A 17,791-nucleotide genomic window follows, 5' to 3' on the forward strand; every position below is an offset into this window, starting at 1 on the left:
TATTCTTCAGTATTTTACCGACCATGCCGAGGTGGTGGAATTGGTAGACACGCTAGCTTCAGGTGCTAGTGGGGGTAACCCCGTGGAGGTTCGAGTCCTCTTCTCGGTACCAACTGACTCAGATTTTAATCAGTTATCTTACCAAAAGCTTGTCCATAATGGATACTTTGACCAGCAACTAAACTATTCATCCAATGAACTTTTTCTCCGTTTGCAAATAAAAGTACAACGGTTGAGCCTAATTTAAAATAGCCCATTTCTTCGCCTTGCATCATGAAGATATTTTTTTGCTCAAGATCAGCATAACTAAAATGCTGTATTTTACGTGAACGCTTTAAATCACCATGCCATTTAGTTCCAATAGCGCCGACGATTGCAGCACCCACTAATACCATTGCCATAAGTCCCACTTTGGTATCAAAAAAAATAACCAGCCTTTCATTGCGAGCAAATAAATGAGGAACAATGCGAGCGACTGCAGGTTGCACAGAAAATAACTTGCCCGGCACGTAAATCATTTCTCTTAAGGTCGCATCGATGGGCATATGAATACGATGATAATCTTTAGGCGATAAATAAAGTGTGGCAAAGCAACCATTGATAAATTGGTCACTCAAGGTAGGTAGACAGGCTAATAATTGTTCCACCGTATAATAACGACCTTTGGCCTGTAAAATCTGCCCTTGCTTTATTATTCCAATTTCACTAATAAAACCATCCACCGGTGACACAATATCCGCCTCAGCCAAGGGTCGACATTCTTCTTTTAGATGACGAATAAAGAACTCATTAAATGAACCATACTTTTCCGGGTTTTGCTCTTTGGCTTCCTGCATATCCACACAAAATTGTTGAATAAAACGACGAATCAGTAAATTTTTAATTGCGGGTGAGCGGACATTAGCAAGTAGACCCGAAAGCCTAGTTAGCAACTGTTTAGGAATAATGAACTGCGGTAGTGTTTTTATATAGTCGTTAAGCATATCGATAAATCAATAATTAAAAATATATCTCTAAAACAAACAGTCTATCATATTTGCAGATTTAACAAATTAAATTGCAATCGGATTGTAAATCCTCCTTCTTTTATGGCAAATTAAAAATAACATTATTAAATTTCAATAATTGTCTGTCGTAGATTTTTAGTTGTGCGTTCACTCATTGCCGTTTTAATGACCACCAGGATGGTAAGTCGTAAATAACGAATCTAAAGGAGAGTGTTTATGCGCAGTAAATATCACCGTGTTCACTATCGCCCCATGCCAGCTCAATCACGTTTCGGTGTAATTTTTGGAGTACTTCATAATGAAGCCAGTTATACAGCCGAAGAATTACAATTCCGCACAAAAATTTTAACCGCAAGAGCAAATTCTGGCTTGGATGCTGATCTGTTACAAACAAGTAATAGCTGGTTTTCCAATAATCAAGATACGGCATTGACAAATATCAATGAAAACTCCTGGTTTTTTAATGCCGAATATCGGCCACGAGAAGTACTTAGTATGGACGATTTTCATATTGGCTTGATTGATAATCAACGCTTAAATTGGTCAGAGCTAGGAACGATGACTCGCGTTATTGGCGACTATTTGTTACTGCGCAATAGAGATCTCGCAACCAATCATCTTAATCAGCCGATGAATTATGTCCTACTAGATACTGTAAGAATACTCAAGCGACTAGCTTTGGTTGAGACACCCGAATACGTCACCAAGCAATTACAATTATTACATAATTATTTACGCACGGTAGAAATCCATACTTCAGCAACCGTCGGTAGCGATCGTCTTTTTCTAAGTGATTGTCGACGTACTATCGAGAACCAACAGAAAGAAATAGAAAATCAAATTCATTCAAGGCAATTAAAAACGCAAATACATCAGGTTCAACAACAATTAAACCAGGTTGCCGAACTTAGGCATACTATTCTTCATTTTGCACTTTCAGACAAACCGGTTAATCCTCATCCGTATTGGGAGCATTTTGCTTCCTCACAACCGCAACTTGAATCAAAAAAAGAATTTCCTACGTTAGCAGCAAAAGCATGTGGTTCAATTCGTTCAGACGCAGTTACCAATATAGAGAATAAATCATCTCATCGACAACTTAATGTTCTTGAACTATCTGCAAAAACACTATCAAACTGTCAAGATTTTAAATTTGTTGCGGCTCTTCCCGAATCTGTGCAAGAGGCTTACAGTAACAGTCTTATCGATCTTCAGGAAATCTCACGTTTTCAAGGCATTTTAGATCAACTTGAGCATCTTTTTGATCAAGCGGGTGAAGTATTCACTATTATCCAGTTTCGCGAGCAAATGCTAGGTTTACTTAAAAATATCGAACAATTCATCCAACATTCTCAACAGAATATAATGATGGTGTTGGAGGCGAATACCAACCTTTACCACGAATTTATTCAGTCTAAACAAGATTTACGATGGTGGGAGAAAATGCTCACTCAGCGTCAAGAAAAAATTGATGACTTTATTAAGAACCAAGACAATCTGGCACGTTTTGAAACTACACCCTCTGATTTACAAATAGCCAATAAAGAGTTATTACAGCAAGTTAACCAGGTTGTTAATCAACTAACGCAACAAGCCAGTGAGACTAGTCAACTACAGTTAGTGAGTCAAACGAGGGATATGGTCGAACAATTAATGAAGTCCATGCATGCCTGGGTAGGCCGACAATACGAATTAAAAGGATTGCCTACTCCTGAAAAACCTCCACTTCTTGTTTCCTCGACACCAGTTAAACCGGAGACTTTGCCTAACTCTCCAAGTGAGCCAGTCTTTCAGGTGAATTCCAATATTAAAGACACAGCGATACCTTCCAAAGCGTCAAGATTAACCCCCTTTCAATTTTGGGCTTCGCCAGCTGAAATTTATGTGCCGTCTGCATTACCCTGTGGGAATGCGACTTGCAATTCAACCGCCGCATTGCCAATCCAGTCTTCAACAGATAGCAACCAGAATACAGCCCCTCATTCATCAGCAATGTATGCAGGGGTCGTATTGGGGTTTTTAGTGCTTCTCCCTTTGAGTATTTTAGCATTTAAGCTTCTTTATGACTCCTGGAAAATCCCAGAGGCTAAGAACTCCAAATCCGAAGATTTTGAAGCAATCAAGATTAAAACAGCTGATCTGCTTAATATTGTTAATAATTTAGTAGCCGAATTAAAATCTAGCGCGTATGACGATTTATTATCATTCCTAAATGAAGACTATATTAATCTACTCAAACAAGCAGATAAGGGTAATTTTGATGCCGTAGAAATGCGAAGTCTCCATGACGAATTAGAAGAAATTCATGAAGACCTAGTCGCCTCTACACCAAAACTACTGGCTGGTTAAAGGACATTGACCGATGCTTTGGACTCTGAGGCTTTCTCATATGTCTTAGGTTTTGCAAGGAGCTTAATTTGCGTACCATAATAAGGAAGATGAGCCTCAGTAATATCGCTCAAAACCACATCCAGAGCAGACGTTTTTTTAGAGCTGCTATCTTGTTTCATTCCTTTAAGTATTCTTTTTAGCAAACAGGTGTTCAAAGAATTATCTTCATTTCCCCCATCAGTCAAAATCATAGCAATCAATTTTTCCTTCGAATAAGTTTGAGGTTTATTGTGAAACTGATCAAGAAAACTCTTCACTTGAACCACTCGTGTTCCACCAAAAAGTCCCCAACCTGCATACTCTTTTAAAGCAGCAGCAACAAGTTTTTCAATATTTTTTCTGGATTGGTCGTGCACCCAAGTAAACATGGCATCGTTAAACTTTATAATTCTGTTTTTGGAAATTGGAATAATAAACTGTTCATCTTGTTTAACAAATTCTTGTGCCTGTTTTGCATAAAATTCTGCTTGAAAATTGCCACGCTCTATCGCATTCCGCACGCTCAATAAATTAATTTCAACTTGTGCTTCCGTTGCGGTAATCATCATTGGTATTAAATTTTTCAGCAAATGAGTGTTTAACGAAGTACTCTCAACGCCCCCCTCACCTAAAATATTTGCTAACCGATTGGCACAATTATGTTTAGTCGATTTCAAATAAGCTTCTACGGAAGGTGCCCGAAAACGCTGCGATGTAATATTGTAGTAACTTGGTTTATACCCCTCAATACTATTTAGAATAATGCTATTAAACGTCCCTTCTTCAAGAGTATTAACCCATGTGAACAAAGTCTTTAGACAGGTGGAAATAACTTCTTCATCCGTGTGCTTTCGATTCAACAATGCAGAATAATCATGGGTTGCACTCTGACTGAGTGCTACATCTTTTTCGATCAGATGGAGTTGAAAGTGAATACCATTGTAAAATTCTTTCAGATTCTTTAGATATTTGCCGAACGAATCCGATCTTTGACTGGCCATTAGATGAGGTAAAACGTGAGTTTCCGATTTAACAATTAATTGTGCAACAGCAGTACAAAATTCTTGGTTGTGATCGGGTCGAAGCTCTCTTCTATCGACATGGTAATATTTTTGAGCACAGGTATGGAGCTCAAATGCAATTGTCTCGAGCTCTTCTAAGGCTTTCTTTAAATCACTAGCCTTATCACAGTCGACCGTTTTGGATTCTTCAAGTAACTCAGGAGTGCCAATCAGCTGGAATGATTCCGTCAATGCATTCACATCAACTTCTTCCTTCGTGGCCAATGGTAAGGGATTTTTTCGTAAGTCATTCCCTAATTGACGAACTAAAGTTTTTGCATCATCCAAAATGGCTTTAATTGTGGGGGCATGGGCATCGCGCCAAATTTGATGGTAGCGTTGAGTCATTTTCTGAGGATCATAACGACCTTCTGGTGGCGTTGTATACGCATCCAAAGCATCATGACTCGCTGAATTATAGCCATCCCAATGCTCTTTCATCTTTTCATTTTCATGGGCAGCCCAAGCTTTGGCTTTATGAAAAGCTGAGGGTTTATTGCGTAGAAATCGGCTAAAACCAACTACAGGAACATTACTTTTATTCTGGGTACAACCTGCATAAAATACGACTGCTCGATAAAGTTCATCATATTCGTGTTGGAAAACTCGCATAATATGATTGATGAAAGGTTGTTGATTAGTATCTTCATTAAAGAAATCAGGATGGGTTTTTTCCAATTGCTTCCATTTTTCTTCAGTAAGTGAACGGTGATTAAGTGTTATTTCATTTTTGAAATGATCTTCTAAATAGCTAAAAATATCTGGATAAGTCTCTTTAAGTTGCTTTCGTTTTTCTTTTGAAAGATAACGATAATCCAAATTAATTTTTTCGGATTGACCAAATAATTCTTGAAGGTTTAACTTTAAATCTGAATACTTTAACTCCCATTCTGTACGAATTTCTTTAGAGACAGCATCATAATCAAGTTTTAATTCTTCTCCAAAATATTCTTGCAATCTTACCCGCAACATATCCGGCTCGAAAACAAGAAGCTCTTTAAGGAGAGCACTGAAGAACTGTTCTTGCCAGGAAATATCACCTGTTTCTGTTTTTAGTGCCTGGTTGGTCGCTAATGCCTGAAATTCAAGATAAGATTGAAAACGCTTCGCAATGTTAATGTTCCCGGGTACTGAATTAGTGGGCGTATGAGTACGCCCCTCAATATTTGGGAAATCATCCAAATCTTTGGATAGCAATTTCATCGCTTTTTCAGGGAGGTCTTTGAGGATACCATCGACCAAGCGCTTACCCTTCATAATATAGGTGTAGGGATAAAATGCCATGTCCCAATCAATCAAGCCAAAGAGACTAAAATTTCCTGGATGTCGATCATCACACTTGCAACGCCAAGAAGCGACGAGTAATTCTGCAGCATTGTATTTCAACAACGTTTCAGTGGATGGACAGACTAATTCTCTTTCTTGTAGATCGATAGGCAAAGTTTGGCCGGAGACAGCGAGAGGTTTATAATTTGGCAGATTAACTGAAACAGTCCCTTTAATTCTTCCCTGATCATCTAAAACCAGCCTATCTTCAGCAGCACGCTCTCCTAATGCAAGTCGAATTAATATACTTGCAGCAACAGAGTATCTCCCTAATATATCAGGATAACTTCCATCCCCAGTCCCATCAGGGATTAATTCTTTATAAAATCCAGTTTTCGTTTGACCATCAGTATCTGTATACTCAACTTTGTATACTTGATGTCCTGATGTCGGCACCGCCGATCCAGCGGTTTTCTTTCTTAACTGGCCATAACGTAACGCCTTGACTGGCAGTGGCATGGCTCATTCCTTATTTTGCATCCCTCATAGAATATTCATATTAAGCAGAAAATGTTCTTCAGTTCAATAGTATTTTTAAAAGCAATAATGCATTAGCATAAAATACATTGTATATTAAGCGACCAAATTGAGTACTACTAATCGATGATGGGAAGAGCTGTAGGGAGACTATTAGTCCTCTTTTTACCAGAGAAAGCAGAGAAATGAAGAAGTATAAGGCAGATTAAAGCGACTGTGCTTACAAACAATCCGGGTAGCCATAAAGCACCCACCAATTTTGCTTGCTCGGCCAAAGGTAGACTAATTGCCCCAACGCTGGCAGCAAGCGCCCATACCGTGGACACTCCACGACAGCGGTACTTGGGAGGTAGTTGCAAATAGAGAAAATAATAGAGTGCCGCGCAGAGCAAACTATTCGATAGTGCATAACCTGACAAGGAAAATAATACGGCGATGGTCTGATGTGAAGCTGTGAAATGAAAAAGCATTGGAGCCACTATCATAAGAATAACCATGCTCCCCTGAATTAAACGGTAAACGTGTTGAGGACGACTAAAATAAGCAATTGGTAACGCTAGCAAAGCAGAAATTAGTTGGGCAAATGACCCCATCCATGCACATTGCAATTTTGTCATGAACTGCTTATCCACTGCAAATGAAACCCAAAAAACATTACAAATATAAACCATGACGCTAACAAAAATACCCATGGCTGCAATGTTTACAAGCCCTCGCCAATGGTGCTGCCAAGGATGAATTGCCTTAGATTGATTTTTTTGAAATTCTGGGGACTCGGTTAATTGTTTTCGTAAACAACATACCCACAAAGATAATCCACCAACTACTGCAAAAACTACTCGCCACGCATGATTTAAAGAGAACCATTGCAAGAGACTGGCTAGAGCGCCCCCCATAAACATACCTAGTGCAGCACTCGCAGCTACCAATCCTCCCGCGATTAAAGGTTTGCCTGGGGAATGCTCTACCAAAAACATGGCTGAAGTATTAATTTCCCCCCCTAAAGCCAACGCTTGTGTAATACGCAATAATAACAACCCCCAGGTGGCCCATAGTCCAATCTGCTCATAGCCAGGCAATAGGCATATTCCAAGCATTGCTACTCCCATTAATGCTGCAGAAAGTAGCATTGGATGACGACGTCCGTTTAAATCTGCTTCACGTCCAAATAACCAGCCTCCTATCGGACGTGCAAAATAAGCAGCAGCAAACAAAGCGAACGACAACATCAGGCTGTAATTTGATGCTGGAAAAAATTCTTTTGCAAAAACAGCGCCAGCTAGATAAAGATATAAACTAAAATCCAACCATTCAAAAAAGACTAATGCCAAAACAAGAAATAAAGCTCGTTTCTTCATGTAATTGCCGTAACTAGGGGTTCTTAACAAAAACTGATAAAATGGCAATTATATCATTGATTCGTAAATTTAGTGCTTATCACGAATATTCCTTTATTTGTTAATTCTCTCTAACCTGGTTATACATAGAATGCGTTTTAATATCATTGGTGCAGGTCGTTTAGGTAAAAACCTCGCTTTGACTTTAGTAGAGCATCAAATTGGGCATTTAATTGCAATTTGTAATAGTAGTATTCAAAGTGCCGAATTAGCTGTTCAGCAAATTGGGGCTGGGACAGCAATTGGAGAACTTCACGCCTTACCTGCAGTTGATTTAACGTTTATTACTACACCTGATGATCTCATTTATCAGGTGGCGCAACAGTTAGCAGAAGAAAAAATTGTAACGCCAGGCAGTGTTGTTGTGCATTGTAGCGGTTCTTTAAGCTCTGAAGTACTCAACCTGTTAAAAGAGCAAGGCTGTTTTGTTGCTAGTGTCCATCCTCCAAAAGCGTTCAGACATGGGCTTCTTGATAGCCAGCTGTTTACAAACTGTATCTGTATTGTTGAAGGCGACACAGAAGCATTAGATTTACTGTCTCATACTTTTAAGCCCTTAAAAACTCTTCTGGTGCCTATCGACGCCAACAAAAAAACCCTATATCACGCAGCAACGGTTTTTTCTTCTAATTATCTGGTTACTTTAGCTTCTGTTGCCACCGAATTATTTACTGAAACAGGTATCCCCTCTGCCATTGCCCAAGAAATTTATCTTCGCCTTATGCATAGTAGCCTTACTAATCTTGAGCAAACCAATTTACCTGCTAAAGCACTTACGGGACCGTTAGTACGAGGAGACTACCAAACTATCACAAAGCATTTAGCGGCTCTACAAGACTCTAAATTTAATGAATTATATCGTGCCGCAGCCCTAGTGACCTTGTCTTTAACAAACCTGGACGATGAGAAAAAATTAATCCTACATCAATTACTTGAAAAAACTGCTTAGACTAATTGACCTCGGGAATGTTTTTACTACATTGGAATGACGATAGGTGTAATTAAGGCTTAGATTTTTGCGCTTGACCCAATGTGCTCAACCCACCATCTTTTTGGATGCCTCGGACAAGCCGAGGCACGTCAAAAGAATGCAGATCCGCAGTTTGATTTTGATAGCCTGAGTGTTACCTGTCTCCCTTTACAACTATAACTATCTCCCCTTGCTGTAAAAAGCCGAGGCACGTCAAAAGAATGCAGATCCGTCGCAGTTTTGATTTTGATAGCCTGAGTGTTACCTATCTCCCTTTACAACTATAACTATCTCCCCTTGCTGTAAAAAGCCGAGGCACATCAAAAGCATGCAGATCCGTCGCAGTTTTGATTTTGATAGCCTGAGTGTTACCTATCTCTTTTACAATTATTAACTATCTCCCTTTGCTGTACACAAGTGGAGGCACGGAGAGATTGCTCCTCTAGGATAGCTCTTTCCTACGTGCCTCGGCTTGTCCGAGGCATCCAGTTAGGACGTGAATTTAGGAGATAGAGTTTTATTCATGTTCAGGATCGCCATTGCGAACGCAGTGAACAATCCAATTTTCCATTGTTTCACGGGAAACTATTTTGCAGATTTATGGGATTTACCAACTCGTTTGACGTAGAGAGTCTTTTTAACTGTTGCAATGGTTTGTTTATCCTGGTCATAAATTTCTGTATGGAAAACGGGAAGATGTTTGCCATTTTCACTTGCCGTATCTTTTATAATCGCCACTTGCTCATCCGTAAGAACAAAATCAGCGTAAACTCGACTTTTGCCTGGCTGGATATAGTCAATTTCACCTTGCTTATCCCAAACTATAAACTCTGGGCCTAATCGATGAATTAACATTAATGCAAAAAATGGATCTGTCATCGAATACAAACTGCCACCAAACTGTGTGCGCATGTAGTTTTTGTTATACCATCGAAATGCCATGGAAACCTTGGCAAAGGAGAAATCGTTGCTAAGTGTTTCTACTTTGATGCCAGCCCCCCAAAATGGAGGGTAGCAGTTTAAGATAAAGCGCAGTGCCCTTGCAGATAATTTCATACTATTTTTCAGCAGAAGTAGCAGTAACTTGTAATGCGGTGACATTTTGTAAACCGCGAGGGAGACGATTACCACGACGACCGCGCTCTCCTTGATAATGTTCAAGGTCAGCCGCTTTCAATGTGAAATGGCGCTTGCCCGCATGGACAGTTAATGCGTCTTCAAGGAAGAGTAATTGCAGATCAACGATAAATTCTTCACGTTGAGCAGCTTTTGCAGCAGGGATGCTAATGAGCTTGTTGCCTTTACCACGAGTGAGTTGTGGTAATTCATTCGCACTAAAAATAAGAAGACGACCAGCATTGGTAACGCAAGCAATATATTGTAATTCTTTATCAGCTATCAGACGTGGCGGTAAAACACGACTATTTTCTGGTAATTTGATACACGCTTTACCATTGCGATTTTTAACATATAGCTCTTTCAGTTGGGTAATAAAACCATAGCCTGCATCACTTGCCAATAGAACCCAATCTTCTGCGTCGCCACCGATAAGTGCTTCAAATAACATTCCGTCAGAGGGATTTAATTTACCTGTCAAGGGCTCACCCTGGCCACGTGCGGAGGGCAGGGTATAGCCTGGCAAGGTATACACTTTACCTTCACTATCAAAAAATAGTACTTGCTGATTGCTTCTGGCATTGGTTTGCGCTTTGAATTCGTCACCGGCTTTATAGCTTAACTCCCGGCCGTCTATATCGTATCCCTTTGCCGCGCGTACCCAGCCTTTCTGGGAGATAACCACGGTAATAGGCTCATTGGGCAGGATATCTTCTTCTTTCAGTGCTTGCGAATCTTGACGCTCAACCAACGGTGAACGTCTGACATCTCCAAATTGCTTCTTATCAGCAATAATTTCGTTCTTTACTAGTGTCCTTAATCGCTTTTCACTTGCTAAAATTGCTTGCAAAGAATCACGCTCTTCGCTCAACTCATCCAATTCAGCTCGCAAACGAATTTCTTCAAGCTTGGCTAAATGGCGGAGTTTTAATTCGAGAATCGCTTCAGCCTGTCGTTCGCTCAATTTAAAGCGTTCCATTAATCCAATTTTAGGATTCTCATGTTCACGAATAATAGCAATTACTTCATCAATATTAAGAAAAGCGATGATTAACCCGTCTAAAACGTGAATCCGATCAAGAATCTTTTCCAAGCGATGTTCTATTCGTCTTTTGACAGTGAGTAGGCGATAACTTAACCATTCCTTTAGTATCGTTGCTAAGCCTTTTACTCGAGGCTTACCATCCAAACCTATCATATTGAAATTTACACGATAGCTTCGTTCCAAATCAGTTGTAGCAAATAAATGTGACATTACTCCTTCAACATCCACTCGATTTGACTTAGGTACAATGACTAGGCGCGTTGGATGTTCATGGTCAGACTCATCCCGCAAGTCTTCTATCATGGGTAATTTTTTCTGTTGCATCTGTAATGCAATTTGTTCAATAATTTTTGCACCGGAAACCTGATAAGGAAGAGCGGTGATTACAATATCATGCTTTTCCTGGCGATAAACCGCACGCATTTTTACCGAACCATTTCCAGTTTCGTACATACTGCGAATGGCGTTACTGGGAGTTATAATTTCTGCTTCTGTAGGAAAATCAGGGCCTTTCACATAAGCACAAATTTCATCTAAATTAGCATTTGGATTATCTAGTAAATGAATACATGCATCGGCTACTTCTGTTAGATTGTGCGGAAGTATGTCAGAAGCCATTCCGACTGCAATGCCTGTGGCACCATTTAATAGCACATTGGGTAAACGTGCGGGCAATAATGCTGGTTCTTGCAGAGTACCATCAAAATTATCAACCCAATCAACTGTACCTTGCTGTAATTCCGATAATAGTAAATCAGCATAGGCAGATAATCTTGCCTCGGTATATCGCATTGCCGCAAAGGATTTTGGATCATCAGGAGAACCCCAGTTTCCTTGTCCATCCACAAAGGGATAACGATAAGAAAACGGCTGCGCCATGAGCACCATAGCCTCATAACAAGCTGAATCACCATGAGGGTGGAATTTTCCCAGTACATCCCCAACTGTTCTTGCTGATTTTTTGTGCTTAGCTGTTGCTTTTAGTCCAAGCTCAGACATTGCATACACAATGCGCCGTTGTACTGGTTTTAAGCCATCAGCGATATGTGGCAGCGCTCTATCAAGGATGACGTACATGGAGTAATCAAGATAGGCTTTCTCAGTAAATTCAGTTAGTGGTTTACGCTCGATTAGATCGTTCATAAGTTTTGTGATTCATGCTGGATTTGCAGAGCAAATCTGGTTAATAAGGCAAAAGTATTACGCTATTGCGAAATGCTAATCGGACTATGGCCGATGTGAATAATCTAGCATAAAGGAGGTAAAGATGCGAATAACTGACAATTTGCTCACTGTATTTTCCCATAAAATTCACAAAGTTATCCACATCTTTCATAAATTCTCACTTTTTATCGGTAGAAATTTTTCATAATAATCAATGAGTTAGGCGATATTTAATTTTTTTGTGAACTTAATCATAAAGTTATTCACAGACTGTACAAATTAAGCTCCCCTGCGGATTGGCGTTAAATTAAATCATATTCTTTTGGAGATATTCCTGATTACTTACTACTAATCTGGGGTCAAACTTATTGATGATTATAGTTTCCAAATAGATGCAGCGATACATTAAATGCTGGTTTGCTAAAAGGTAAATTGTTACAACGTGATGGATAACTAGCTGTCTGCTCCAGTGAGGCAGCTAGTTATTGATTTATTTGATATGCTTGCGAATTTTTTGAATTGCGCGAATTTGCGCAACAGCTCTGGCTAGTTCGGCAGCCGCTTTGGAATAATCCATTTCGGCACCTTTACTTGCTATTGCTTCTTCAGCGCGAGCCTTAGCTGCGAGTGCTGCAGCTTCATCAATTTCATCAGCTCGCTCAATTGCATCCGCTAAAACAGTGACATAGTGGGGTTGTACTTCAAGCATTCCACCTGAAACATAATAAACTTCTTGCGCACCACCTTGTAAAGTTACACGGACTTCACCAGGCTTTAAAAGTGTTAACAAAGGAGCATGTCCAGGTACAATTCCAACTTCCCCAAGCTCACCGGTGGCGACGACCATTTCGACGACACCGGAGAAAATTTCCTGTTCAGCACTGACGATATCTAAGTGCGTTGTTATTGCCATGTCTGTCTGCCTCATAAGGTTTTAGCTTTAGCAACAGCTTCCTCGATGCTACCAACCATATAAAACGCTTGCTCAGGTAAGTCATCATATTCACCAGCAAGAATTCCTTGGAATCCTTTGATAGTATCTTTCAATGAAACGTATTTACCGGGTGAGCCTGTGAATACCTCAGCAACGAAGAATGGTTGAGAAAGAAAACGTTGAATCTTACGAGCACGAGAGACCACACGCTTATCTTCTTCAGACAATTCGTCCATACCAAGAATTGCAATAATATCTTTCAATTCTTTATAACGTTGCAGTGTTTGCTGCACACGACGCGCAGTATCATAGTGCTCTTGACCAACGATAAGTGGGTCTAATTGGCGCGATGTTGAATCCAATGGATCCACCGCAGGATAAATACCTAACTCGGCAATTTGACGAGAAAGAACTACAGTTGCGTCCAAGTGAGCGAAAGTAGTTGCTGGTGATGGGTCAGTCAAGTCATCCGCAGGAACATATACTGCTTGAATAGAAGTAATAGAACCCGTCTTGGTTGACGTGATACGCTCTTGTAGCATACCCATTTCTTCAGCCAAGGTTGGTTGATAACCTACCGCAGAAGGCATACGACCTAGCAATGCAGATACTTCCACCCCAGCCAGAGTGTAGCGATAGATATTATCAATGAATAACAATACATCACGGCCTTCATCACGGAATTTTTCCGCCATTGTCAGACCAGTTAGTGCTACACGTAAACGGTTTCCTGGTGGCTCATTCATTTGTCCGTAAACCAGCGACACTTTATCAAGTACGTTAGAGTCTTTCATTTCATGATAAAAGTCATTACCCTCACGAGTACGCTCACCAACTCCTGCGAACACAGAGTAACCACTGTGCTCAATAGCGATGTTACGAATCAATTCCATCATGTTTACGGTTTTACCTACGCCGGCGCCACCGAAAAGACCAACTTTACCTCCCTTCGCAAAGGGGCAGAGTAAGTCAATAACCTTAATACCAGTTTCCAACAACTCTTGGCTACCTGCCTGCTCTTCGTAGCTTGGAGCTTGGCGATGAATAGCCCAATGCTCATCAGCATCTATCGGACCGGCCTCATCAACAGGACGACCTAGAACGTCCATAATACGACCTAAGGTTTTCTTGCCGACAGGTACTTGGATAGGCTTACCAGTGTTTTCAGCTTTGACACCACGTTTCAAACCGTCAGTTGTACCCATTGCAATTGTACGTACAACGCCATCACCTAGCTGTTGCTGTACTTCAAATACCAAGTCCCCTTCAATGAGCTTAAGTGCATCATTAACTTTGGGAACATTTTCGCGGGGAAACTCAACGTCTACAACCGCACCAATAACTTCAACAACTGTTCCTAGACTCATTATATACCCTCTTATAAAGCGGCTGCACCACCGACAATTTCTGCCAACTCTTGCGTAATAGCAGCTTGTCGGGCTTTGTTATAAGCCAATTGAAATTCTTTAATTAATTCACCTGCATTATCAGTAGCACTTTTCATTGCAATCATTTTCGCAGCTTGTTCACAAGCAATGTTTTCGACAACGCCCTGATAGGTTTGCAGTTCAATGTACCGTTCCAGCAGTCCATCCAGCAATTCTTTGGCATCGGGTTCGTAGATATAATCCCAATGATGGCCAAGATCTTTGCTATCCTCTTCAGAGATGGGCAGTGGTAACAATTGCTTAACTGTTGGTTTTTGTGTCATGGTGTTAACAAATTCATTGTACACAATATGCAAGGCATCAATTGTTCCATTGTAAAAGGCATCAATCATCACTTTTACAACGCCAATCAAATCCTTAATCCCAGGCTTATCACCAAGCTGGTCAACAGAAGCAACTACTCGACCGCCAACACGTCTAAAAAAAGCTTGTCCTTTACGACCAATTACGCAAAGGTCAACTTCCTTGCTCTCATGTTGCCATTGACGCATAACGCGAACTGTTTCTCGCAATAGGTTGGCATTTAAGCCACCACACAATCCGCGGTCGGAAGTCACAACAATCACCCCAACCCTTTTAATTTCTCGTTGGGTCATAAAGGGATGATGATATTCTGAGGTTGCTCGAGCTATGTGTTTTACTACATTATAAATTTTTGTTGCATAAGGTTTGGATGCACGCATTCTATCTTGCGTTTTGCGCATTTTACTTGCGGCAACCATTTCCATTGCTCGAGTAATTTTTTGCGTGTTTTTAATACTCGCAATTTTTGAACGGATCTCTTTCGCTCCAGCCATATCTTGCTTCGCCTTTAATTAAACAGATTGCTGGGTTGCAATCTATATAAATTATTTGCCGCCTCTTTAAAGGCGGCTTTATTTATTACCAACTACCAGTGCGTTTAAAGTCTTCAACCGCACTCTTTATTTGTGCCTCGATGTCATTGTCGTAAGCACCTGCTTCATTGATTTTCTTTAACAAGGAAGCATGAGAAGAGCGCATGTAACCATGTAACGCTGCTTCAAACGGACCTACTTCTGAAACAGGAATATCATCCAGATAACCCTTCTCTACTATGAAAAGAGAAATAGCCATATCCGCCACGGAAAGTGGGGAATATTGCTTTTGCTTCATTAGTTCGGTGATGCGTTGGCCACGCTCTAATTGCTTCCGTGTTGCATCGTCCAAATCAGACGCAAATTGCGAAAACGCTTCCAATTCACGATATTGTGCAAGTGCTAGACGAGTACCACCGCCCAATTTTTTCATAATCTTGGTTTGAGCAGCACCACCCACACGGGATACTGACAGACCCGAGTTAATTGCAGGTCGAACACCTGAGTTGAACAAATCAACATCCAGGAATATCTGACCGTCGGTGATAGAAATTACGTTGGTAGGTACGAACGCAGATACGTCACCAGCTTGCGTTTCAATAATCGGTAGTGCAGTTAATGATCCGGTTTTACCAGTCACTTCGCCATTCGTTAGTTTTTCAACTTCTTTGGCATTAATTCTAGCTGCCCGCTCTAGTAAACGAGAATGCAAATAGAAGATATCCCCAGGATAAGCTTCACGTCCAGGTGGACGACGTAGCAACAATGAAATTTGACGATAAGCCCAAGCTTGCTTAGTTAAATCATCATAAACGATTAATGCATCTTCACCGCGCTCCATGAAGTACTCACCCATTGCACAACCTGAGTAGGGTGCAATAAATTGTAAAGCAGCAGAGTCAGAAGCCCCAGCAACCACCACAATCGTATGCTCCATAGCACCGTGTTCTTCTAATTTGCGCACGATTGCAGCAACAGAAGATGCTTTTTGCCCTATAGCAACATAGATACATTTAACACCAGTACCTTTTTGATTGATGATGGCATCAATTGCAATGGCTGTTTTACCTGTTTGACGGTCACCGATGATCAACTCACGCTGACCACGACCGACAGGAATCATCGCGTCAATTGCTTTCAATCCAGTTTGTACTGGTTGATCAACCGATTGACGAGCAATAACGCCAGGTGCCACTTTTTCGATTGGAGACATTCTTTCAGCGTCGATAGGACCCTTACCATCAATAGGATTACCTAAGCCATCTACGACACGACCTAAAAGATTTCTTCCAACAGGCACTTCAAGAATACGTCCAGTGCATTTACCTTTTTGACCTTCAGAAAGACCTGAGTAATCTCCAAGAATTACAGCACCGACTGAATCGCGCTCCAAGTTCAAAGCCAAGCCGTAAATACCGCCTGGGAACTCAATCATTTCCCCTTGCATGGCATCCGCTAAACCATGGATACGAGCAATACCATCTTTAAGACTGACAATTGTTCCTTCGTTTTTAGCTTCAGAAACGACGTTAAACTGTTCGATTTTTTTTCTGATTAATTCACTGATTTCAGATGGGTTTAATGCTATTTGTTCTGACATGAAATCTATCCTCTCTATTATGCGGCTAACCCGATGCCCAGTCTCTTTAACTGCTCTAGCACCGAACCATCAATTACCAAATCGCCAGCCTGTATAACCGCACCGCCCAGCAGTGATTTATCGATACTCACTTTAAGTGTTACCTCACGCTTTAGACGCTGGCTTAATGATTTTTTAAGTTGCTCTGTTTGCGCTCCAGTTAATTCGGAGAAACTTCGAACTTTTACAACGAGCGTTTTTTCTTGTTCAGCACGCAACGCTTCAAATTGCACTTTAATATCAGGCAGAAGCATGAGCCTCTTGTTGCCAGTCAATAAAGAAACCAGGTTTGCAATGGCTTTTAATTCATCATTGCCTGATTTGGCAAAGGGAGTCATTAACAACTCTTGTTGCTGTGCTTCCGTCGTCTCAGGATTGACAATGAACTGAGCTGCTGCCTCGTTCATAACTGATACGGCTAAGGTCTGTAAAATCTCAGACCATTGACTAAGCTTATTAACAGCCAGAGCATATTCAAATATAGCTTTTGCATAAGGTCTGGCGATGGTTGTTGTATCTGGCATATCAAATCTCTTTAATTAGACTATCCAGTAATGCACTGTTTGCCTTCTCATCGATTTCCCGCATAAGAATCTTTTCTGCACCAGCAACTGCTAGATGAGCAACTTCTTTACGCAAGCTATCACGTGCACGATTAAATTCTTGCTGCAATTGCTCTTGAGCAATTTTAGCTTGCTTTTGTGCTTCAAGCTTAGCGTCTTCTTTTGCGTCTTCAACTAACTGAGCTGCACGACGAGTTGCTTTTTCAATAATATCGGAAGCCTGGGCTTTTGCTTGTTTCAGTTCGTCTTTGACACGATGCTGAGCCAATTCCAATTCTTTTCGGCCACGCTCTGCGGATGCCAAACCATCGGCAATTTTATCCTGGCGCTCTTCCATTGCTTTAGCCAAAGGAGGCCAAACAAATTTCATGGTGAACCAGACAAATGCAGCAAACACAAGCATTTGTACAACTAACGTTAAATTAATATCCAAGGTAA

13 protein-coding genes and 1 tRNA gene are annotated in these 17,791 nt (G+C 40.7%); 3 read left to right on the forward strand and 11 right to left on the reverse strand.

What is annotated here, in order from left to right; genetic code table 11:
• Positions 1-25 precede the first annotated feature (25 nt).
• Positions 26-112, forward strand: a tRNA-Leu gene (locus LHA_RS14940).
• A gap of 13 nt (positions 113-125) precedes the next feature.
• Here LHA_RS14940 and asd read toward each other — a convergent pair.
• Positions 126-983, reverse strand: coding sequence for an archaetidylserine decarboxylase (gene asd / locus LHA_RS14945; RefSeq protein ID WP_045107258.1), 858 nt, complete (start codon positions 981-983; stop codon positions 126-128).
• 240 nt (positions 984-1,223) lie between these two features.
• Between asd and LHA_RS14950 the strand changes: the two genes are divergently transcribed.
• Positions 1,224-3,356 (forward strand): hypothetical protein, encoded by a 2,133-nt coding sequence (locus LHA_RS14950; RefSeq protein WP_045107259.1) that lies wholly within the window; start codon positions 1,224-1,226, stop codon positions 3,354-3,356.
• Here LHA_RS14950 and LHA_RS14955 read toward each other — a convergent pair.
• Positions 3,353-6,223 carry a hypothetical protein gene (locus tag LHA_RS14955; RefSeq protein WP_045107260.1) on the reverse strand — a complete coding sequence of 957 codons (2,871 nt, stop codon included), beginning with the start codon at positions 6,221-6,223 and terminating at the stop codon, positions 3,353-3,355. The two genes, LHA_RS14950 and LHA_RS14955, sit on opposite strands and share 4 nt — an antisense overlap.
• 137 nt (positions 6,224-6,360) lie before the next feature.
• Complete coding sequence (locus LHA_RS14960) at positions 6,361-7,599, reverse strand: MFS transporter (protein ID WP_045107261.1); 1,239 nt, start codon at positions 7,597-7,599, stop codon at positions 6,361-6,363.
• A gap of 97 nt (positions 7,600-7,696) precedes the next feature.
• On the opposite strand from LHA_RS14960, the gene LHA_RS14965 reads away from it, so the two are divergent.
• A complete protein-coding gene (locus tag LHA_RS14965) occupies positions 7,697-8,587 on the forward strand; it encodes a Rossmann-like and DUF2520 domain-containing protein (RefSeq protein ID WP_407927330.1) in 891 nt (296 codons plus the stop codon).
• 606 nt (positions 8,588-9,193) lie between these two features.
• Here LHA_RS14965 and LHA_RS14970 read toward each other — a convergent pair.
• The 8 genes from LHA_RS14970 to LHA_RS15005 form a co-directional block, all read right to left on the reverse strand.
• Positions 9,194-9,664: a DUF4442 domain-containing protein gene (locus LHA_RS14970; protein ID WP_045107263.1), complete on the reverse strand. Its 471-nt coding sequence runs from the start codon at positions 9,662-9,664 to the stop codon at positions 9,194-9,196.
• Position 9,665: 1 nt separating this feature from the next.
• Positions 9,666-11,912 carry a DNA topoisomerase IV subunit A gene (gene parC / locus LHA_RS14975; protein WP_045107264.1) on the reverse strand — a complete coding sequence of 749 codons (2,247 nt, stop codon included), beginning with the start codon at positions 11,910-11,912 and terminating at the stop codon, positions 9,666-9,668.
• A 511-nt stretch (positions 11,913-12,423) separates the two neighbouring features.
• The gene (locus LHA_RS14980) at positions 12,424-12,846 is read right to left on the reverse strand and encodes a F0F1 ATP synthase subunit epsilon (RefSeq protein ID WP_045107630.1); all 423 of its coding nucleotides are present in this window, start codon (positions 12,844-12,846) and stop codon (positions 12,424-12,426) included.
• 11 nt (positions 12,847-12,857) lie between these two features.
• Positions 12,858-14,234 carry a F0F1 ATP synthase subunit beta gene (atpD, locus tag LHA_RS14985; protein WP_045107265.1) on the reverse strand — a complete coding sequence of 459 codons (1,377 nt, stop codon included), beginning with the start codon at positions 14,232-14,234 and terminating at the stop codon, positions 12,858-12,860.
• Between the two features lie 11 nt (positions 14,235-14,245).
• On the reverse strand, positions 14,246-15,112 hold the full coding sequence (gene atpG / locus LHA_RS14990) for a F0F1 ATP synthase subunit gamma (RefSeq protein ID WP_045107266.1): 867 nt from the start codon (positions 15,110-15,112) through the stop codon (positions 14,246-14,248).
• Positions 15,113-15,197: 85 nt separating this feature from the next.
• Positions 15,198-16,751, reverse strand: coding sequence for a F0F1 ATP synthase subunit alpha (atpA, locus tag LHA_RS14995; protein WP_045107267.1), 1,554 nt, complete (start codon positions 16,749-16,751; stop codon positions 15,198-15,200).
• A gap of 17 nt (positions 16,752-16,768) precedes the next feature.
• Positions 16,769-17,314, reverse strand: a complete 546-nt coding sequence (locus LHA_RS15000) for a F0F1 ATP synthase subunit delta (RefSeq protein WP_045107268.1) — start codon at positions 17,312-17,314, stop codon at positions 16,769-16,771.
• A gap of 1 nt (position 17,315) precedes the next feature.
• On the reverse strand, positions 17,316-17,786 hold the full coding sequence (locus LHA_RS15005; protein WP_045107631.1) for a F0F1 ATP synthase subunit B: 471 nt from the start codon (positions 17,784-17,786) through the stop codon (positions 17,316-17,318).
• Positions 17,787-17,791 lie beyond the last annotated feature (5 nt).

Origin of the sequence: Legionella hackeliae (genome assembly GCF_000953655.1) — a bacterium.
Taxonomy (GTDB): domain Bacteria; phylum Pseudomonadota; class Gammaproteobacteria; order Legionellales; family Legionellaceae; genus Tatlockia; species Tatlockia hackeliae.

Bases quoted from the DNA above. Each gene is read 5' to 3' on its own strand.
- asd (WP_045107258.1), bottom strand. From the start codon at position 983: ATGCTTAACGACTATATAAAAACACTACCGCAGTTCATTATTCCTAAA.
- LHA_RS14950 (WP_045107259.1), top strand. From the start codon at position 1,224: ATGCGCAGTAAATATCACCGTGTTCACTATCGCCCCATGCCAGCTCAA.
- LHA_RS14955 (WP_045107260.1), bottom strand. From the start codon at position 6,223: ATGCCACTGCCAGTCAAGGCGTTACGTTATGGCCAGTTAAGAAAGAAA.
- LHA_RS14960 (WP_045107261.1), bottom strand. From the start codon at position 7,599: ATGAAGAAACGAGCTTTATTTCTTGTTTTGGCATTAGTCTTTTTTGAA.
- LHA_RS14970 (WP_045107263.1), bottom strand. From the start codon at position 9,664: ATGAAATTATCTGCAAGGGCACTGCGCTTTATCTTAAACTGCTACCCT.
- parC (WP_045107264.1), bottom strand. From the start codon at position 11,912: ATGAACGATCTAATCGAGCGTAAACCACTAACTGAATTTACTGAGAAA.
- LHA_RS14980 (WP_045107630.1), bottom strand. From the start codon at position 12,846: ATGGCAATAACAACGCACTTAGATATCGTCAGTGCTGAACAGGAAATT.
- atpD (WP_045107265.1), bottom strand. From the start codon at position 14,234: ATGAGTCTAGGAACAGTTGTTGAAGTTATTGGTGCGGTTGTAGACGTT.
- atpG (WP_045107266.1), bottom strand. From the start codon at position 15,112: ATGGCTGGAGCGAAAGAGATCCGTTCAAAAATTGCGAGTATTAAAAAC.
- atpA (WP_045107267.1), bottom strand. From the start codon at position 16,751: ATGTCAGAACAAATAGCATTAAACCCATCTGAAATCAGTGAATTAATC.
- LHA_RS15000 (WP_045107268.1), bottom strand. From the start codon at position 17,314: ATGCCAGATACAACAACCATCGCCAGACCTTATGCAAAAGCTATATTT.